Below are 15,483 nucleotides of genomic sequence, written 5' to 3'. Positions count from 1 at the left end.
GGTCCCACTAAACCGTCTCCTCCGTACGATGATTGGCTCTGACCTGCTTGCGCCAGGCGGCGGGTGTGGAGCCATAGTGCTTTTTAAACTGCCTGATGAAATGGGTGACGTCGCCCCATCCCACACTGACGGCGATTTTCTCTACTGATTCCCCCGTGTGCGCCAGCTTCAGGCTGGCCGCCTGCAACTTGTTGCGGGTAATCCACTCTCCGACGGAAAAGCCCGTAGACTTCTTGACCGCTGCGGCGACATGAGCCGGCGTGCGATGTACCGCTGCGGCGACATCCTGCAAAGATATCTTCTCCAGACAGTGGCTTTGAATATATTCCAGCGCCCGCGTTGTCAGACTGTCCGTAAGTGGCGCCGCGCTTGGCGCATCCGTCCGCATGGCGCGATTAACTTCCGATAAGATCAACAGCAGCAGACAGCGCGTGACAATGCCGGTTTCTGGCGTGTTGCGCTGACATTCCTCGCGCAGATCCGCAAAAAGAAACAGCAAACGCTCCCGCCTTGCGGGTTCTACGGTGATCATGGGCGGCATGCCCGAGCGGACCCGTTTGAAAGGGGACATCAAGGGGTGGGTTTCATCGATATCCAGGCAACCGGCGCAGAAACCCAGCCACCAGGCTTCCAAGTTGTCCGCCGACAGTAAGCGGTGAGGCATGCCGGCAGGAACCAGAGTGACGACTCCCGCGCCCAGAGTAATGTCATCGCCGTGCCTGATGCGGGCGTTGCCATCCAGAATAAGGGATAAAACGTGTTCGGCGTGTGACGCCTCTTCACTGTGTTCGTTAAAGCTCATGACGCCGTGTTCGACAGCGATGGGTTGTGTTGCGTGCATGGGACGAATATAGCCGATTTATGTTTTTCCAGCGTAGTTTATCCAGCAATAAATCTAAATATCAGCCGATTTATTCCCATGTTCCGCTCTGCATCGAGGCGCTTGCGGCGTTTAACATCATTCGAGTGTTCAACCAAGGGATAAGCGAATATGTCGGAGAGCAATCATCATCAACCTGAATGGGATGAGGCGGTCACGCGCTGGTATTGTGAAAACTACAGTGAGTGGCCAAGCAACGAGTTTGTGGTGGAGGCGGCGGACTTAAAGCCGGATAGCTGCGTACTGGATATTGGTTGCGGCGGCGGGCAGGCGTTACGGTTGGCCTCCGCGGTGGTGACGAGGGGGCGTCTGGTGGGCGTAGAACCCACTCCGTTGATGCTGCAATTCGCCAAGGAACATAAGGGTAACGCCGCATCGATTGAGTATCTGGCGGGCGCAGCGGAATCACTCCCGTTGGCGAATGCCTCCATAGATATCGCCTGGGCGGTGAATACCCTGCATCATTGGCGCGATATACCGGCGGGGCTGACTGAGGCTGCGCGCGTAATCCGCCCAGGTGGGCGGTTGATCCTTGCAGAGGATGCAGACGTGACAGACCGTTCCGCTTTGAGTGAGGAAGCGCTGCAAAGCGCCCTGGAGCAAGCGGGATTTACGGACTTTAGAACTGTCCCTACTCAGGGGGGGAAGTGCTTTGTCACCTTTACCAATGTTACAGGCGACAGGGCTGAGCGCCTTTCATACCGGGCTTTCGGGGATAATGGCGACTGTCGGGCGGTTTACACTGTTTCACCATTATCTCCTTTACTAATAGGGATTATGGGCCACAATTATGATAATCGCGTTCAAGCATTTCGCCCGGGGAGGTCGTGTACGTGAATCCGCTCGGAAGCCTGTTGTTTGTGAGGTAAACACCGGTGACACGTTGGTATCTGGAATGTTATTCAGGCCAGGGTAATCAATTAAAGCGTCTACCGGTCAGGGAGTTTCCGTTTGTTGTCGGTCGCAGTGACAACGTCAGTTTCACCATAGACGCCACCGACGTATCCCGGCAGCACGCAGAGTTCCATCAAGAGGAAGGGCAGCTGTTTGTCCGCGATTTGTCCTCCACCAACGGCACTTTCGTTAATCACTGTCGCATCAATCAAGTGACCCCGGTTTGCAGCGGAGACGTCATCCATTTCGCTCACATCGAAGCGCGTGTGGTGGATGAAGAAGACCGTCCGCCCACACCCACGGAGTCCACCTATTCCACCATGGTGATGCAAGGCGACCTGTCGCAGCGCATACCCTTGGGCGCTAGAGACCTGAAGGAACTGATCGCTCAAACGCTGGTGAACGCCGTCTTTCAACCTATCGTCGACATCAAGGGCAAAGCGGTCGCCTACGAGCTGTTGGGAAGAGGCGCGCATCCGAATCTGTTGCCCAGTCCGGGGCCGTTGTTCAACATTGCTGAGAGTGTTGATATGGCGGTGGAACTCAGCGAGCTGTTCCGCGTAATCGGCATTAAAGACGCCGCCGATCATAAACTGAAACTGCCGTTGTTTGTGAACACCCACCCGCAAGAGTTATTGGATGGTCCACGTTTGCTGGCCACACTGGAGCACGTGCGCAAGACCCATCCCAATGTGGAGCTGGTGTTAGAGATTCATGAGCAGGCGGTCACTAATTTTATGGTGATTCAGGCCCTCGCCAAAGAAATCCGTACGATGGGAATTGGTCTGGCTTATGACGATTTCGGCGCTGGTCAGGCGCGTCTGGTTGAATTGGCGGAAGCCCCGCCGGATGTAGTGAAGTTTGATATCGCGCTGATTCGCAATATTCACAAATCGCCTCAGCGTCAGGAGTTGTTGGAGCTGTTGGTGTCCATGGTGCACAAGATGGGAGTGAAGGCGCTGGCGGAAGGCGTCGGCTCCAAAGAAGAGGCGGTGGTTTGCCAGCGCATGAATTTCGATCTTATCCAGGGATTTGCCTTCGGTTACCCCATGCCCATCACTGAGTGGCTGAATAAGTAGTCATTGCTTGCCCATCCCGTTGATTGTCCTGCGTATCGTGCGTGGTTTTGACCTGTCTGCCGGAACCTTCAAACAGGCGATACAGAACTGGCACCACAAATAACGTCAGCAATGTTGAAGTGGTGAGTCCGCCAATAATTGTCCAGCCCATGGGCGCCCACATCGATGATCCGGTGAGAGTCAGGGGAAGAAGCCCTCCAATCGTGGTCAGCGACGTTAATAAGATTGGAATCAAGCGAGTTCGGGCGGATAGCGTCATCGCCTCGCTGACATCCGCGCCTTCCGCGCGAATCTGGTTGGCGTAATCCACCAGAATAATAGAATTGTTGACGACTATGCCTACCAGTGAGGTGAGTCCTACAAAGGCGGTGAACGAGAAGGTATTGCCCGTTAAATAGAGGCCCAGAATCGCCCCGATAATGGCGAAGGGCAAGGCGGCGAAAATGATCAACGGCTGTGAGAAAGAGCGGAACTGCATCACCAGTACGGCGAAGATGCCGATGATCGCTACCAGCAAAGCCTTCGCCATGCCGCCGAATGACTCCTTGCGGTTTTCCTGCTCGCCGCCCACGGTATAGTGCACGCCTTGTGGCCAGGAGTAAGCGTCCAGTTTGTCGACGATCGCGTTGGTAACGGCCTCGGTCTGATACCCGGGTTTGACGTCCGCAGTCACCATCGCCATACGCTCCAGGTTATAGTGCTGGAACTTGGGTACGGCAGTTTCCAGCTCAACATCTGCGACCTGAATGAGCGGCGTCAGCACGCCTTCCGCGTTGGCGACCATCATGCGCTGAAACTGATCCAGCTCAGGCTCTGCGCGCTCTCGGGCGGTGACGATAATCGGATAGTCTTCCCCTTCGTCATCCCGCAACGAACCCACATTCAGCCCCACCAGACCTCCACGTACGGTGCGGTCGATGGCGTCCAGACTGACATGATGAAACGCCGCTTTGTCGCGGTTGATGTTGACGCGAAGATCCACCTTGTGGCGACTGATAGGAGCGTCCACGTTAATGGCCCCGTCTGCATTGGCGATGATGTCGCTGACATCCTGAGCCGCCTGTCGCAGATGTTCTATATTGTCTCCGGTGACGCGAATGGTGATGGGCGCCTGCACGGGCGGACCTTGATGAAACTCCTTAAAGCGCACCTGAGCGTCAGCGAATGTCTTGTAGTGTTCACGCTGCTCGCTCACCCACTGCTCAATCTCTTGGTATGGCCGAGGAGTCAGCTGCACCAGTAACTGTGCGTAATTGGGCTGCTGTTTGCTGTCCATGGTGTTGTAGTAAACCCGTGGATTACTTTTACCGATATTCGTGGCGACGGCGCTGACGCCAGGCTGCTCCATCAGGTTTTGCTCTATTTCCTGGGCGGCTTTGCGAGTGGATTCGAAGGTGGAGCCCTCTGGTGTTTCTACGTTCACCAGAATCATAGATTTCTCCGCTTTGGGAAACAGACTCACTCCCACATGACCGAACAGAGACATGGCTCCCGCCAGAAACAGCACGGAAACAACCAACACCAGCCATGGCCGGCGCAGACTCCACGCCAGACCGCGAGCGTAAGGCCCGTCTGCGAAGTTTGTCAGTGAGAGCAATAACCACCCCGGCGCGGAGGAGGTTGCGCCGCTTTTGAGAAAGCGACTGGCGAGAAGCGGCGTTATGGTCAGGGCGATCAGCAGGGAGGCGGCCAGCGTCAGGATGACAGTAACAGGCATTGAGCGAATAAATGTACCGGAGCCGCTCTGCAGTAACAGGATCGGCAGAAACGCCAGCACGGTGGTGACGGTGCCGCTGACTACCGCCCAACCCACTTGTGAAGTCCCTTTAATGGCGGCGTCCTCCCGGCTGTCGCCCTGGCGCAGATAACGCTCCACGTTTTCCGTGACGACGATGGCGTTGTCCACCAGCAAACCGAGAGCGATCACCAGCCCAACGATGGACATTTGCTGTAAACCAAAGCCGGTCAGGTCCAGCCATCCCAATCCGATGAGGATGGAAAAAGGGATCGCCAGTACGATAACGAAAGCAGCGCGCGCGCCCAGAGACGTCAGTACTACAACGGCGACCAACAACAGGCCCTGCCAAAGGTTTTCGAAGAAGCCGTCGACCCGTTCGTTGACGCTCACGCTCTGATCATGGGCGAGATACGTCTGGAAAGTTTCCGGCAGCTCTTCAGAGAAGGCGGTGAGCGTGCTTTTCACGCCCGCCATGACATCGAAAATATTGCTGCCTTTACGCTGCACTACAGTAATGAAAACGGCGGGCTCGCCTTGATAGCGGGCGCTGTAGGTGGGCGCGCCGTCTTGCAGGCGGATATCCGCCAAGTCTCCAATATAAACTGCATGATCGTCGCGCGTGCGGACGACGGTGCGGGCCAGCGTCGTAATGTCTTTATAATCGCCACTGGTGCGAACGTTGAAACGACGGTCGTCGCCGTTGACGTATCCGCCGGGCAGATTTTGCGCTGCTCTGCGCACCCCTTCCGCCAGTTCGTCCAGTGACACGCCATGACGCCGCAACAATACCCAATCCGCTTTCACCTGCACTTCCAGATTCGCCAGCCCTTTTACGTCAACGCGTTTGACGCCTGGGACTCTTTCCAGACGGGTCTCCAAACGCTCCGCATAGTATTTGAACTCTTTGGTAGACGCAGAGTTGGAAACCAGCGCGATCTGCAGAATATTGACATCCGCTGGCGATAATTTTTCCGTGTTCAGACGGGCAAGATCAGGGGGTAACTCGCTGCGAATGCTTTGGATGGCCCCGACGACATCCTCAAACTTGTCCTCCGGGTCGCTGCCGTACAAAAACTCCGTGCGCACCAGCACCAAGCCGTCTTCGATCTCCGTGTAAACCGACTTCAGATCCTCCAATTCGTTGATGGCGTCTTCAATGGGATCGACCACCAGGCGCTCCATGTCCACGGGCGTCGCGCCAGGATACAGAACGGTGGTGAGAGTGGTGGGGAAGTCGAATTGTGGATCTTCAGAACGCGGCATGGTGAGAAAGGAAACCAGGCCGAGGCCAAGCAAAAGTAACACGGCGACCCAGGCGAAGGCGTGGTTGCGAATCGCTAATTCCGGCAGGCGCATGGCGGGATACTCCGGTTAGATAAGTCAGGGATTGGAAGCAAGCGCGACAGGCGTCGCCAGCATGCCTTCCACCAGCCCGGTGGCGCCGCGAGTGACCAGTGTTTCCCCCGCCTTCAGGCCATGGGCCACAGCGACCTGAGACGCGGAAAAGTCACGCAATACGATACGGCGGCGGTGAGCGCGATTATTGGCGTCCAGTACGAAAACCTCCGCATTTTTACCACCGGCGCTGATGATGGCGCTAAGCGGTATCATCACCAATTGCTCCTCCGCTTTGGGCGTCAGCGTCACGCGCGCAACCATGCCCGATAACAGTCGCGTCTCATGGGGATGCAGACGCACTTCCACTTCGAAAACACCGCTGCCAGGACTGGCTTTCGCTGCGGTTTCGTAAACGTCCCCACTCAGGGCCTGACCGGGATAAGCGTCCAAGCGCACCTCCGCCTTGTCTCCCTCTCTTAGACGCACGATTTCTTTGTCGCTGACGCCAACGCGAATAACCCATCCCGCATTTTCCTGAGCGAAGACAAATGCGGGGCGCTGCGCGCTCACCAGTTCATTGGGCTCAATCAGACGGCGCAGCACGACGCCATCGCTGGGAGCGAGAATTTCAGAATGCTTGAAATTGAATTGGGCGACTTTGAGACGGGCGCTCGCCACGCGCAAGGCGGTTTCGGCGGATTGCACCTGCTCCAGCGGGGCGACCTTGCTGCCGTACAGCTTATTGAATCGCTCCAGATTGCGGCGGGCGTCGTCACGGTAAGCCTCCGCCTGCGCCACTTCCGCGGCGATTTCCTCTCTGTCGAGGATGGCGATTTGCTCCCCTGCACGCACTCTCTGACCCTCTTTCACGGCGATTTTCGCCACGATCCCCGGTGTTTTAAAGGACAGCGTTTGTTCCGATTGATTGGCGAGGACGCCGCTGGTTTCTATGGGGAGGGTATAGGTTTCCAGACGAACGGTTTCCGTATGCACAACAGGCTCGTCTGCGGCGGCCACAGGCGTAACGCCATAGATCAGCGTCGCCAGAGAGAAGGTCACGGCATGGTAAAGAGGGCGCATGGAGGTGATCCTTGTTTATGTTTTATGTGTAAACATTTTAGGTTTGCAAAATATTCAGTGTCAACATTTGGGTGAGTGAAGGTGTGATATCTGGATCAGGAGTGCTGTTTTTTAACGAAGGTATCGAATCGCGATACTTGGAGGCGGTCATTCAGCACCCATTCAGATTTAGATTCAAAAATAGCGGGGGCGTCAGCAGAGTGAGCGGGACATCGGATCACACAGAGAGACAACTCATGACAGTTGAAGAAATACAGAGTAACTCCAAAGGTTGGTTGTTTTACGTGAAGTCTTCTTTCGTCATCGCGCTGGCTGCGGTGGCCGCCGGCATCTTTTTCATGCCAGTGGATTTGCTAATCAAAGGTTATTTCAGCATCAGTACGCTGTTTCTCATCAGCTCGACTATCACGCTGTCTAAAACCATGCGCGATGAACATGAATCCCATCGCCTTATCCACAAGATCAATGAAGCCAGAACCAACCAAATGCTGCGGGACTATGCCGAGTAACCGGATGCAAGCAGGCCGCAACCCGTCCGCCAGAGACGACTTATGAATCACGAGGTGCTTTATATGTTTTACGTACAAAAAATGATGACCGCCGTACGCGGCGCCACGCGTGAGAGCGCGGAGCGGGTGGTGGACGCGAACGCTATCCGCATCTTTGAACAGGAAATCTATGAATGCGAGTGCGCCATGGGGCAGGCCAAACACGATCTGGCCCGGGTCATGGCGGAAAAAATGCGCTTGGAGCGCGGTATCGCCCGTCGCGCCAGATATCTGGCGGAAAAGGAAACGCAAGCCGGTCAGGCGCTGGAAAAGGGATTGGAGGATCTGGCTCATGAACTCGCCACTGTCATTGCGGACCAGGAAAAAACGCTGGCGGATGAGCGCAAGGCGTCGGAAAAGCTGGGAGAGCATGAGAGAAAGTTACGCCTGAGTCTGCAATCCGCAGCCCAGAGTATTCAAAACTATCGACGTGAGCTGCGCATGGTGCAGGCCACGCAGAGCACGCAGCAAGCGACGGCTTCCTTGGCCGTTCGCGCCAATTCCATGGGATCGCGCATCAGCGATATGCAGGATTCCCTGCAGCGCATTCGAGACCGTCAGGAGCGCTTCGATGATATGAAACACGCCATGGAGCAGCTGGATGAAGGGCTGAATGACGACGGTCTGGAGGATAAGTTGCGAAAAGCGGGCATTGGACCCAGAACCGAGGCGGACGCCGTGCTGGATCGCATTCGTAAAAAATCAGCCTGACAGTGGGTGACATCAACAGTAATGAACCGCGCATTTTGCGCGGTTTTTTGCGTTAAAACTTGGAAAGTTAATCAATTACCCTTAATTTCCCGTATATGATTGCCTGACCTTTAATGAAGGCTGAGACAGCGGCTTTACGATTGTACGGACCATGACCCACGCGTATTACCACCCCCGGGAGCAGTACCTCAAGGTAAACTCCATTCAGATTTGTTACGAAGAACTGGGCGATCCTGATGGCGAGCCAATGTTGCTCATCATGGGACTCGCCTGTCAGATGACGGCCTGGCCGCCGGAGTTTCTGGAGCCCCTGGTTGAAGCGGGCTATCGTCTGATCCGGCTTGATAACCGGGATATCGGCCATTCCTCAGAAATCGAGTGCCCCCATCGGGTTCCGGTGCCGGTGGACTTTGTGCGCTCCAAGCTGGGGTTGCCGGTCACAGCTTCCTATACTCTTTACGACATGGCGGATGACGCCATTGCGTTGCTCGATGCATTGAAGATTGAACGCGCCCATCTGGTGGGCGTCTCCATGGGAGGAATGATTTCGCAGATTGTCGCGGCGCGGCAGCCGCAGCGGATCAAGTCTCTGACTTTGATGATGACTTCCAACAATAGCCCCAAACAACCCATGCCTGATCTCGGCACGCTATGGCGCATAAACGGCGGCGGCGTGCGCGGACACCACCAGGAAGCCGCGCTGAGACGAGGCGTCGCGTTCTGGGAAACGGTGCAAAGTCCGTCCTTCCCAACGCCGAAAGAACGTATTCTGCAGCGCATCGCCAGAGATTATCAGCGTAGCTATCGCCCCAAAGGCATTGTTCGGCAGATGCGTGCGATACTCGCCACCGGCAGTCTGGAAAAGCTGGCGCGAAGCATCACCATGCCTACGCTGATTTTGCATGGCTCAGCGGACCCATTGATGAAACCCAGGAATGGGCAGATGCTGAAACAAAGCATCGCCCACGCCAGGTTAGAGATGATCCCCGGTTGGGGGCATGATCTGCCGCTGCCTTTATTGCCGAAACTGGCCCAAAAAGTCATCGAACATGCGCGATCTGTCGGCTAAATCCAGCCTTTCTTGCGTAGATAGACGATCTCCAGTACCAGTAGGAGTCCCAACAGGGCGGAGAATAACCAGAACGCATTGCCGTCATCCACGCCCGGCATGCCGCCGATATTGATGCCGAACAGGCCGGTGAGCAGGCCCAGCGGCAGGGATACTGCGGCGACAATGGAGAGCAGATACAGGTGACGGTTCAGGCGGTCATTCATGGCCGCCGCCAGCTCATCCTTAATGACCTGAGAGCGCTCGCGGATGGCGTCCAGATCCTCCACGTAGCGGGTCAGCCAGTCCATCACTTCCGTCAGTCTGCGCTTGTCGTTGGCGCTGATCCAATACAGTTCCGAAGTTTGCAGCCGGGCGATTACATCCCGCTGCGGCGAGATATAGCGCCGGAACACAATCGCCCGTTTGCGGGTCGAAATAATGGATTCGCGAATGGATTCGTCCTGAGACACCAGCACCCGGTCTTCCAGATCGTCAGTGGTTTCGTTCAGTGTGGTGACGGCGCTTTGCATGTGGTCATAAAGCTCCACGCACATTTCCGTGAGCCATTCGCCGGCGCCGCAAGGCCCCATATTCTGTTCCAGCTTTTCGATAATATCCGCCGTCGCCTTCAGTTGCCGGCGCCCGGCGCTGATGACGCCGTATTCGGTGATCCAGGCGCGCAGCGACACCATGTCTTCCGGCTCCGCCCCCTGGTTCAGGTTGACGCCGCGCAGAATGATCAACACCCCCTCATTCAGCTCCATCATCCGGGGACGGGTTTCGTCGGCCATCAGCGCCTCGGCGATGATCCAGTCCAGGCCGAGCTGGTTTTCCAGTAAATTAAGCGCGCCCGGATTCAACACATTGATGTGTAACCACGTCAGGCGGGATTTGTCCTGCGCCGCCTCGGCGGCTCCTTCCACGGGGATGGGCGTGGCGCTGCCGCCGCCGTCCAGTTGAAATGCGTGAATAATAGGATGGGAGTCAGTCACCGTCTCTTCCTTCCTTTAAGGTTGATCGGGAAAATGTTCATTGGATAAGCATTCGCCGGATTAAACCTTAACTTGAAGCGGGTTGCATAGAGCCGGTAACGCTTTTGCTAAGACTAGATGCCCTCCCCATCAGGCGCAATCGGTCAAGATGCCTGCGTCTTTTCACCGGGCGGCTCACCAAAGACTGAAGTTGAGCGTGTGCGGACGATGGCAAACCTGTTCGTTGCAGGTCTGGAAATGCAGGGCCAGCCGCACCGGCGAGCGTGTGGAGCGACGCAATGTCAGCTCAACGCGACAGTGTTCGTCATAGACTTCCAAGGCATTGTTTTCACCTGTGTCTGTCCAGATGCGTCCCGCAGGATAACGTATATCCAGCAGGTCGTGATCAGTGTGCGACAGCAACTCCACTTGTGTGCGGCGACCATCGGGAGCGGGGCAGCTATGGCTTTGAATGCGCCAGCCCTCGCTCATGTGAATATCCAGTTGTACTTCCAGCAAGTGATCTTCCTTGTACTCCTTCACCGCCGCGGTGGCCCACATCTGGCCGGACGCCGCGTATTGCAGATTAACTGGATTGGGCGTCAGCCATTCGTTGAGGCCTTTCAGAAACACGGGCGCTGACAAAGGATGGCGGTTGATTTGCCCGGTGAAAGCGGCGATCTGATTTTCCGCCATGCGTTGTACGTTAAGGTCGCCAGTGCGCAGGCGCAGCGCCGCCAACACTGACGCTAATTGCGAATTGCCACTGACCGTGGCGTTGTCGCCGCAATGCTTGCTGCGCACCAGCAGTGGACCTTGGGCATTCTTGGGGGTGATGAAAAATCCGCCCTGCTCGGCGTCCAGAAACTGCTCTTCCAATGTGGTCGCCAACGCCTCCATGCGCTCCAGCCAAAGGTGGTCATGGGTGTAGTCGTACAACTGCAGCAGTCCTTCCATGTAATGCACGTAATCCTCCAGCAGCGCGTCGTCGCTGGGCAGATTGTCCAGGCTGATGCGATGGAACAGGCCGTCTTCCCCACGCTGGCTGCGCCATAACTGGTTCGCGGCGATGACAGCGGCGTCTCCGTAAGCGCTGATGCCGGTGACGGCGGCGGTTTCAGCCAGCGCGGCGATCATCATGCCGTTCCACTCCGTGATCACTTTGTCATCGCGCAAAGGCGGAACGCGCTGGCTTCTGGCCTGAAGCAAGGTGGCTTTCAGACCCGCCAGTTGCTGCAGTAATTCCTCGTAAGTCAGATTCAGCATCGCTGCGCTTTCCTGTAGAGAGCAGGGCAGATGCAGAATATTGGCGCCTCCAAAATTGCCTTTGCGGGTGACGCCATAGACCTGTTCCGCGAGCGCCAGAGCGGGTGTGTCGAGAAGCTGGCTCAGGTCCTGGTAGCTCCATACGAAATATCTGCCTTCCTCGCCTTCGCTGTCGGCATCAGTGGCGGAATAAAACACACCTTCTGGAGAGCGCATTTCTCTGAGGACGTAATCCAGGGTTTCCCGGCATACCCTAAAATACTCAGGATCTTGACTCAGGTTGTAGGCGCGGGCGTAGCAGCGCGCCAACTGCGCCTGGTTGTAAAGCATCTTTTCAAAGTGAGGAACCTGCCAGCGTTGATCCACCGCGTAACGGTGAAAGCCGCCGCCTGCCTGATCGTAAATACCGCCGGCGAGCAGCGCGTCCAGGGTGCTTTTTACCACGCTCCAGGCGGGTTGTCGGTCCAGCGGTCGGGAATCGCGCTCAATGATGTCGAGCAGAAACAGAAGGTTGGGTTCCTGGGGAAACTTGGGTTCGCTGCCGAAGCCGCCCCATTCGCGATCGCTATAGCCAATCAGTTTCTCTACCGCAGTATCGACCAGCTTTTCCGCCAGGGTTTCCGAAATCGGCTTTGGTCTGAGGTAAACGCTGACGGCGTCCGCCAGCCGCTGTCCTTGCTCAAGCAAGTTCTCCTGCTGCTCCACCCACAGCTCATGCACCCGTTGCAGGAGGCTGATGAAACGAGGGCGGGGGAAATAAGTGCCGCCGAAGAACGGTTTTCCCTCCGGGGTGAGAAAGGTCGACATGGGCCAGCCGCCATGCCCGGTAATGATTTGCACGGCGGTCATATAAATCTCATCCAGATCGGGCCGCTGTTCCCGGTCCACTTTGATGGGGATGAAGTAGCGGTTGAGAGTTTGCGCTACCTCTTCATTGTCGAAGCTCTCTTCCTCCATGACATGGCACCAGTGGCAGGTGCTGTAGCCGATAGAGAGAAAAATCGGTTTGTTCTCCGCTTTGGCGAGGGCGAAGGTCTCGTCGTTCCAGGCGCGCCAGTTCACGGGGTTATGGGCGTGCTGCAGCAGGTAGGGCGAGCCTTCCAGTATCAGGTGGTTGGTATAGACGGGAATTCCGTCTCGACGCCGGTAACGGGTGCGCACAGCGTAACTGCCTTGTTTGCCGGCCCGGGCGAGTTGCAACGGATCACTGGCTGACATAGGTCTTTCCTTTGTGGCGATGAGTGCTTACGGCCCTGCACTACTGAACATAATGCATATCTTCCGTTTCATGCAAAATAATCCCTGATCTTTCCCCGATTTTTGAGCGTAAAAGCTGGTGCGGAGGGCGACGTTTCGCCTGTCTGGAGGCTACGGGGGGAGGCATGATCGCCGGGGAAAGTGAAAAATACTTGCGCATAAGCGCCATTCTGGGCGCTGCGCCGCTGCTGGTTCTGGGCGTGGCCTGCATTCTCGGCGGCGAGGAGGGCCCGCTACTGCGGTCTATGTTCGACTACTACAGTATGGCGTTGCTGGCGTTCATGGCTGGCGGCGTCTGGTTGATCGGATTGCGGGGAGAAGGGCCGGCTACGCCATCGCGATTGTTGTGGGCCAGTATCGTTTGTCTGATTTTGGCCTGGACGGCGCCAGGGCTGCCGCCCGGCCTGCGCTCATTGACGCTCGCCGCGGCGTTCCTGTTCTTTTACGGATTGGATCGATTCGTTCTGGAGGATTACTGGCGCGCGGATTATCAGCAGATGCGCTGTCATCTGACCCTGTGCGCCGCAGTCATGCAGGCGCTGGTCATGATCGCCTGATCAGTGATTCAGAATATCGATGATTTCCCGGGTGGACTTAATAATCTTGATGATCTTGTCTTCTACGTAGACGGTTTCGACGCCATCGTCATCGGGGTAAATCACGCCGTGGTCGTAAACAGTCTGATCCAGAATGTCGCCCTTATGCAGCTTCTTTTGCCAGCCCGGAGGCAGCTGGCCGCCCCGGTCCACTTTTTTCTGTAATCCCGGCGGCAGATCGTGCTTTTTGTCATCCTTGGCGTATGCGTTGAAGTTGAAAGAAAGTGTGAAAATGGAAATCAACAAAAGAATTTTGCGCATGGAGCTTACCTCGGGTCGGCGCCGTGAAAAAGAGTTGTGTCCGGGCGACGCTTCAGTATAGCGGGCCCTGGCGGAATTAGGCCAGGGCGCTGCGCAGGATGGGATTATTGCAGAGCGGAAATTTGCAGCATCGGCCAGATGCGGTGCCAGCGTTTGCCGTACACGCGGGAGACGAAGATATCTTCTGCGTAACGCACGTCGGGATTCGGCCGCACCTGCATGGACCAGTTCTCCAACAGGCCGAACTTGGCGGTGAACTTGAACTTGTCCAGATGCTCCAGTCTTACGCCGACGCAGGTCGGCACTTCCACCCAGTGAGAGATGGCGTCGGCGGTGTCGCGGTAGGGCTCATGCTGGTTGCGTACATGCATCCTGGCCTGGTTTTTCACTTCCCATTTCACGCCGGGAACCATTTTCCTCAGTTTGGCTTCGATTTCCTTATCGCGTTCTTCTGAGGTGTCGTCGGAGTCGAAATACACCAGGTCAACATCATTCAGCGGGGTGGCCTGGGGAAGCTTGTGCAGGTGATCCCAGATGGCGTTGCGCAGAAATCCTGCTGCAAGATACCAGTCCTTCAGACCCAGCGATCTGGCGGCGGCCAGACAACGCATGCGCAGTAAATCTTTTTTCAGCAGTACAATAGTGTCTTGTTCCATATGACAAACTCCATTCCTGTTTATTGTTTGATATCGGGGCGTTCGCGAGAACGCGTTCTGCGAATTGTCTCTCCAGATGGCCCCCGGCGTCCGTGAAAGTTTTGCACAGCAGCGTGAGAAATTGTCCATTGGGAACCATTGCAATCTCCGCAACTGCGTTAAAGCGCCCGTCGAGCGTCCGCCAGCACCCGATTGATCTCCTCCACCACAAAGTCCGGGTGGGATAACGGAAGATAACGGCGGGCGTTGGCGATCACCCTGAATCGCGCCTGCGGCATATGCCGCAGCCACTCGCGATGGCTTTCAATCCATTGCCTGCGGTCGCTGTGACTCGGTTCCGGCGTCTGCGCCGAAGTCTCTGGCGGATTGTCGCCCACAAGGATACTGGTTGGCGCGTTATTGAGAAAGGGGATGGATTGCCCCCTTTCCGTTGCGCCCTGAACGTCATGGTTTTCTGTATCGTCTGCTGCTTTCCCGTCGTCGTAACCGTCCACAAACACCTGGCCGACGACTTCATTGGGATACTTATGCGCGAAGTAACGGATATGGGCGGCGCCGGCGCAATGACCGACCAGGATGTAGGGAGGCTTGATATCGGCGACCTGGAGCAGTTTGCGCAGATCGGCGACCATGTTTTCGGCGCTTCTTGAGGAGGGGCTGGCGTTGGCGTTCTGCAGGTCGGCGCGGTCGTAGGAAAGCGTGCGGGTAAAGAGACTGATCAGGGGCTGAACTCGCTCCCAATCATCGATGCCTCCGCCCAGGTCAGACTCGAAAATGACTGTGGCGTTGCCTGAACCCTCCGCCAGATAACGCAGGCTGACGTCACCAATATCCGCATAGTCATAGGATCGTTCCATCTAAGTTCCCTTTATCCTATTGAGTAGTCTTTTTTCATTTTTTTGACGTGACGCACTATCCTGACTTCGCGTCATCCAGGCCGTTGAGGGCGATTGCGCCGGTGATCTCCAGCGTACGCCTAGGCATAACGGCCATAACGATCCGACTTGTCCTGGCCGGTCGCGAAAAGCAAATATAATCAACGGGATGCACTAACACAAGAGCGCCCGCTCAAGCGCTGTCTTTACGGTGGCGAAGGGCGTTTATGCGCGATTTTCAGCGAGTGGATTATCCAAGTGTTAAGCCTTTTCCCTCCCTCG

General features: G+C 56.2%; 14 protein-coding genes. 6 read left to right on the top strand and 8 right to left on the bottom strand.

Annotated elements, in window-relative coordinates; translation table 11 throughout:
• Positions 1–7: 7 nt before the first annotated feature.
• On the bottom strand, positions 8–841 hold the full coding sequence (locus EUZ85_RS00570) for an AraC family transcriptional regulator (RefSeq protein ID WP_127974012.1): 834 nt from the start codon (positions 839–841) through the stop codon (positions 8–10).
• Positions 842–991: 150 nt separating this feature from the next.
• On the opposite strand from EUZ85_RS00570, the gene EUZ85_RS00565 reads away from it, so the two are divergent.
• Together EUZ85_RS00565 and EUZ85_RS00560 are read left to right on the top strand one after the other, a co-directional pair.
• The gene (locus EUZ85_RS00565; protein ID WP_127974011.1) at positions 992–1,717 is read left to right on the top strand and encodes a class I SAM-dependent methyltransferase; all 726 of its coding nucleotides are present in this window, start codon (positions 992–994) and stop codon (positions 1,715–1,717) included.
• A gap of 38 nt (positions 1,718–1,755) precedes the next feature.
• Complete coding sequence (locus tag EUZ85_RS00560) at positions 1,756–2,853, top strand: EAL domain-containing protein (RefSeq protein ID WP_127974010.1); 1,098 nt, start codon at positions 1,756–1,758, stop codon at positions 2,851–2,853.
• Here EUZ85_RS00560 and EUZ85_RS00555 read toward each other — a convergent pair.
• Both EUZ85_RS00555 and EUZ85_RS00550 read right to left on the bottom strand, forming a co-directional pair.
• A complete protein-coding gene (locus tag EUZ85_RS00555) occupies positions 2,831–5,947 on the bottom strand; it encodes an efflux RND transporter permease subunit (RefSeq protein ID WP_127974009.1) in 3,117 nt (1,038 codons plus the stop codon). The two genes, EUZ85_RS00560 and EUZ85_RS00555, sit on opposite strands and share 23 nt — an antisense overlap.
• Before the next feature lie 24 nt (positions 5,948–5,971).
• Positions 5,972–7,009 carry an efflux RND transporter periplasmic adaptor subunit gene (locus tag EUZ85_RS00550; RefSeq protein WP_127974008.1) on the bottom strand — a complete coding sequence of 346 codons (1,038 nt, stop codon included), beginning with the start codon at positions 7,007–7,009 and terminating at the stop codon, positions 5,972–5,974.
• A gap of 236 nt (positions 7,010–7,245) precedes the next feature.
• Between EUZ85_RS00550 and EUZ85_RS00545 the strand changes: the two genes are divergently transcribed.
• From EUZ85_RS00545 to EUZ85_RS00535, 3 genes are all read left to right on the top strand, one after another.
• Positions 7,246–7,518 (top strand): YiaA/YiaB family inner membrane protein, encoded by a 273-nt coding sequence (locus tag EUZ85_RS00545; protein ID WP_127974007.1) that lies wholly within the window; start codon positions 7,246–7,248, stop codon positions 7,516–7,518.
• A gap of 63 nt (positions 7,519–7,581) precedes the next feature.
• Positions 7,582–8,268, top strand: coding sequence for a PspA/IM30 family protein (locus tag EUZ85_RS00540; protein WP_241566916.1), 687 nt, complete (start codon positions 7,582–7,584; stop codon positions 8,266–8,268).
• 151 nt (positions 8,269–8,419) lie between these two features.
• Positions 8,420–9,337 carry an alpha/beta fold hydrolase gene (locus EUZ85_RS00535; protein WP_127974005.1) on the top strand — a complete coding sequence of 306 codons (918 nt, stop codon included), beginning with the start codon at positions 8,420–8,422 and terminating at the stop codon, positions 9,335–9,337.
• On the opposite strand, the gene EUZ85_RS00530 is transcribed toward EUZ85_RS00535, so the two are convergent.
• Both EUZ85_RS00530 and EUZ85_RS00525 read right to left on the bottom strand, forming a co-directional pair.
• Complete coding sequence (locus tag EUZ85_RS00530) at positions 9,334–10,311, bottom strand: zinc transporter ZntB (protein WP_127974004.1); 978 nt, start codon at positions 10,309–10,311, stop codon at positions 9,334–9,336. The two genes, EUZ85_RS00535 and EUZ85_RS00530, sit on opposite strands and share 4 nt — an antisense overlap.
• Positions 10,312–10,485: 174 nt before the next feature.
• Positions 10,486–12,774 (bottom strand): DUF255 domain-containing protein, encoded by a 2,289-nt coding sequence (locus EUZ85_RS00525; protein WP_127974003.1) that lies wholly within the window; start codon positions 12,772–12,774, stop codon positions 10,486–10,488.
• Between the two features lie 164 nt (positions 12,775–12,938).
• On the opposite strand from EUZ85_RS00525, the gene EUZ85_RS00520 reads away from it, so the two are divergent.
• Positions 12,939–13,370, top strand: coding sequence for a DUF3429 domain-containing protein (locus tag EUZ85_RS00520; RefSeq protein WP_127974002.1), 432 nt, complete (start codon positions 12,939–12,941; stop codon positions 13,368–13,370).
• On the opposite strand, the gene EUZ85_RS00515 is transcribed toward EUZ85_RS00520, so the two are convergent.
• From EUZ85_RS00515 to EUZ85_RS00505, 3 genes are all read right to left on the bottom strand, one after another.
• Positions 13,371–13,670, bottom strand: coding sequence for a hypothetical protein (locus tag EUZ85_RS00515; protein ID WP_127974001.1), 300 nt, complete (start codon positions 13,668–13,670; stop codon positions 13,371–13,373). It lies immediately after the preceding gene.
• Between the two features lie 104 nt (positions 13,671–13,774).
• A complete protein-coding gene (locus EUZ85_RS00510; RefSeq protein ID WP_127974000.1) occupies positions 13,775–14,326 on the bottom strand; it encodes a nucleotidyltransferase family protein in 552 nt (183 codons plus the stop codon).
• A gap of 158 nt (positions 14,327–14,484) precedes the next feature.
• Positions 14,485–15,183, bottom strand: coding sequence for an alpha/beta fold hydrolase (locus EUZ85_RS00505; RefSeq protein WP_127973999.1), 699 nt, complete (start codon positions 15,181–15,183; stop codon positions 14,485–14,487).
• Positions 15,184–15,483: the final 300 nt, after the last annotated feature.

The sequence above is a fragment of the Hahella sp. KA22 genome, assembly GCF_004135205.1.
GTDB lineage: Bacteria > Pseudomonadota > Gammaproteobacteria > Pseudomonadales > Oleiphilaceae > Hahella.
Note: the sequence above shows the minus strand (reverse complement) of the source record. Positions and strands in the feature narration are given on the sequence as shown.

Bases quoted from the DNA above. Each gene is read 5' to 3' on its own strand.
- EUZ85_RS00570 (WP_127974012.1), bottom strand. From the start codon at position 841: ATGCACGCAACACAACCCATCGCTGTCGAACACGGCGTCATGAGCTTT.
- EUZ85_RS00565 (WP_127974011.1), top strand. From the start codon at position 992: ATGTCGGAGAGCAATCATCATCAACCTGAATGGGATGAGGCGGTCACG.
- EUZ85_RS00555 (WP_127974009.1), bottom strand. From the start codon at position 5,947: ATGCGCCTGCCGGAATTAGCGATTCGCAACCACGCCTTCGCCTGGGTC.
- EUZ85_RS00550 (WP_127974008.1), bottom strand. From the start codon at position 7,009: ATGCGCCCTCTTTACCATGCCGTGACCTTCTCTCTGGCGACGCTGATC.
- EUZ85_RS00545 (WP_127974007.1), top strand. From the start codon at position 7,246: ATGACAGTTGAAGAAATACAGAGTAACTCCAAAGGTTGGTTGTTTTAC.
- EUZ85_RS00540 (WP_241566916.1), top strand. From the start codon at position 7,582: ATGTTTTACGTACAAAAAATGATGACCGCCGTACGCGGCGCCACGCGT.
- EUZ85_RS00535 (WP_127974005.1), top strand. From the start codon at position 8,420: ATGACCCACGCGTATTACCACCCCCGGGAGCAGTACCTCAAGGTAAAC.
- EUZ85_RS00525 (WP_127974003.1), bottom strand. From the start codon at position 12,774: ATGTCAGCCAGTGATCCGTTGCAACTCGCCCGGGCCGGCAAACAAGGC.
- EUZ85_RS00520 (WP_127974002.1), top strand. From the start codon at position 12,939: ATGATCGCCGGGGAAAGTGAAAAATACTTGCGCATAAGCGCCATTCTG.
- EUZ85_RS00515 (WP_127974001.1), bottom strand. From the start codon at position 13,670: ATGCGCAAAATTCTTTTGTTGATTTCCATTTTCACACTTTCTTTCAAC.
- EUZ85_RS00510 (WP_127974000.1), bottom strand. From the start codon at position 14,326: ATGGAACAAGACACTATTGTACTGCTGAAAAAAGATTTACTGCGCATG.
- EUZ85_RS00505 (WP_127973999.1), bottom strand. From the start codon at position 15,183: ATGGAACGATCCTATGACTATGCGGATATTGGTGACGTCAGCCTGCGT.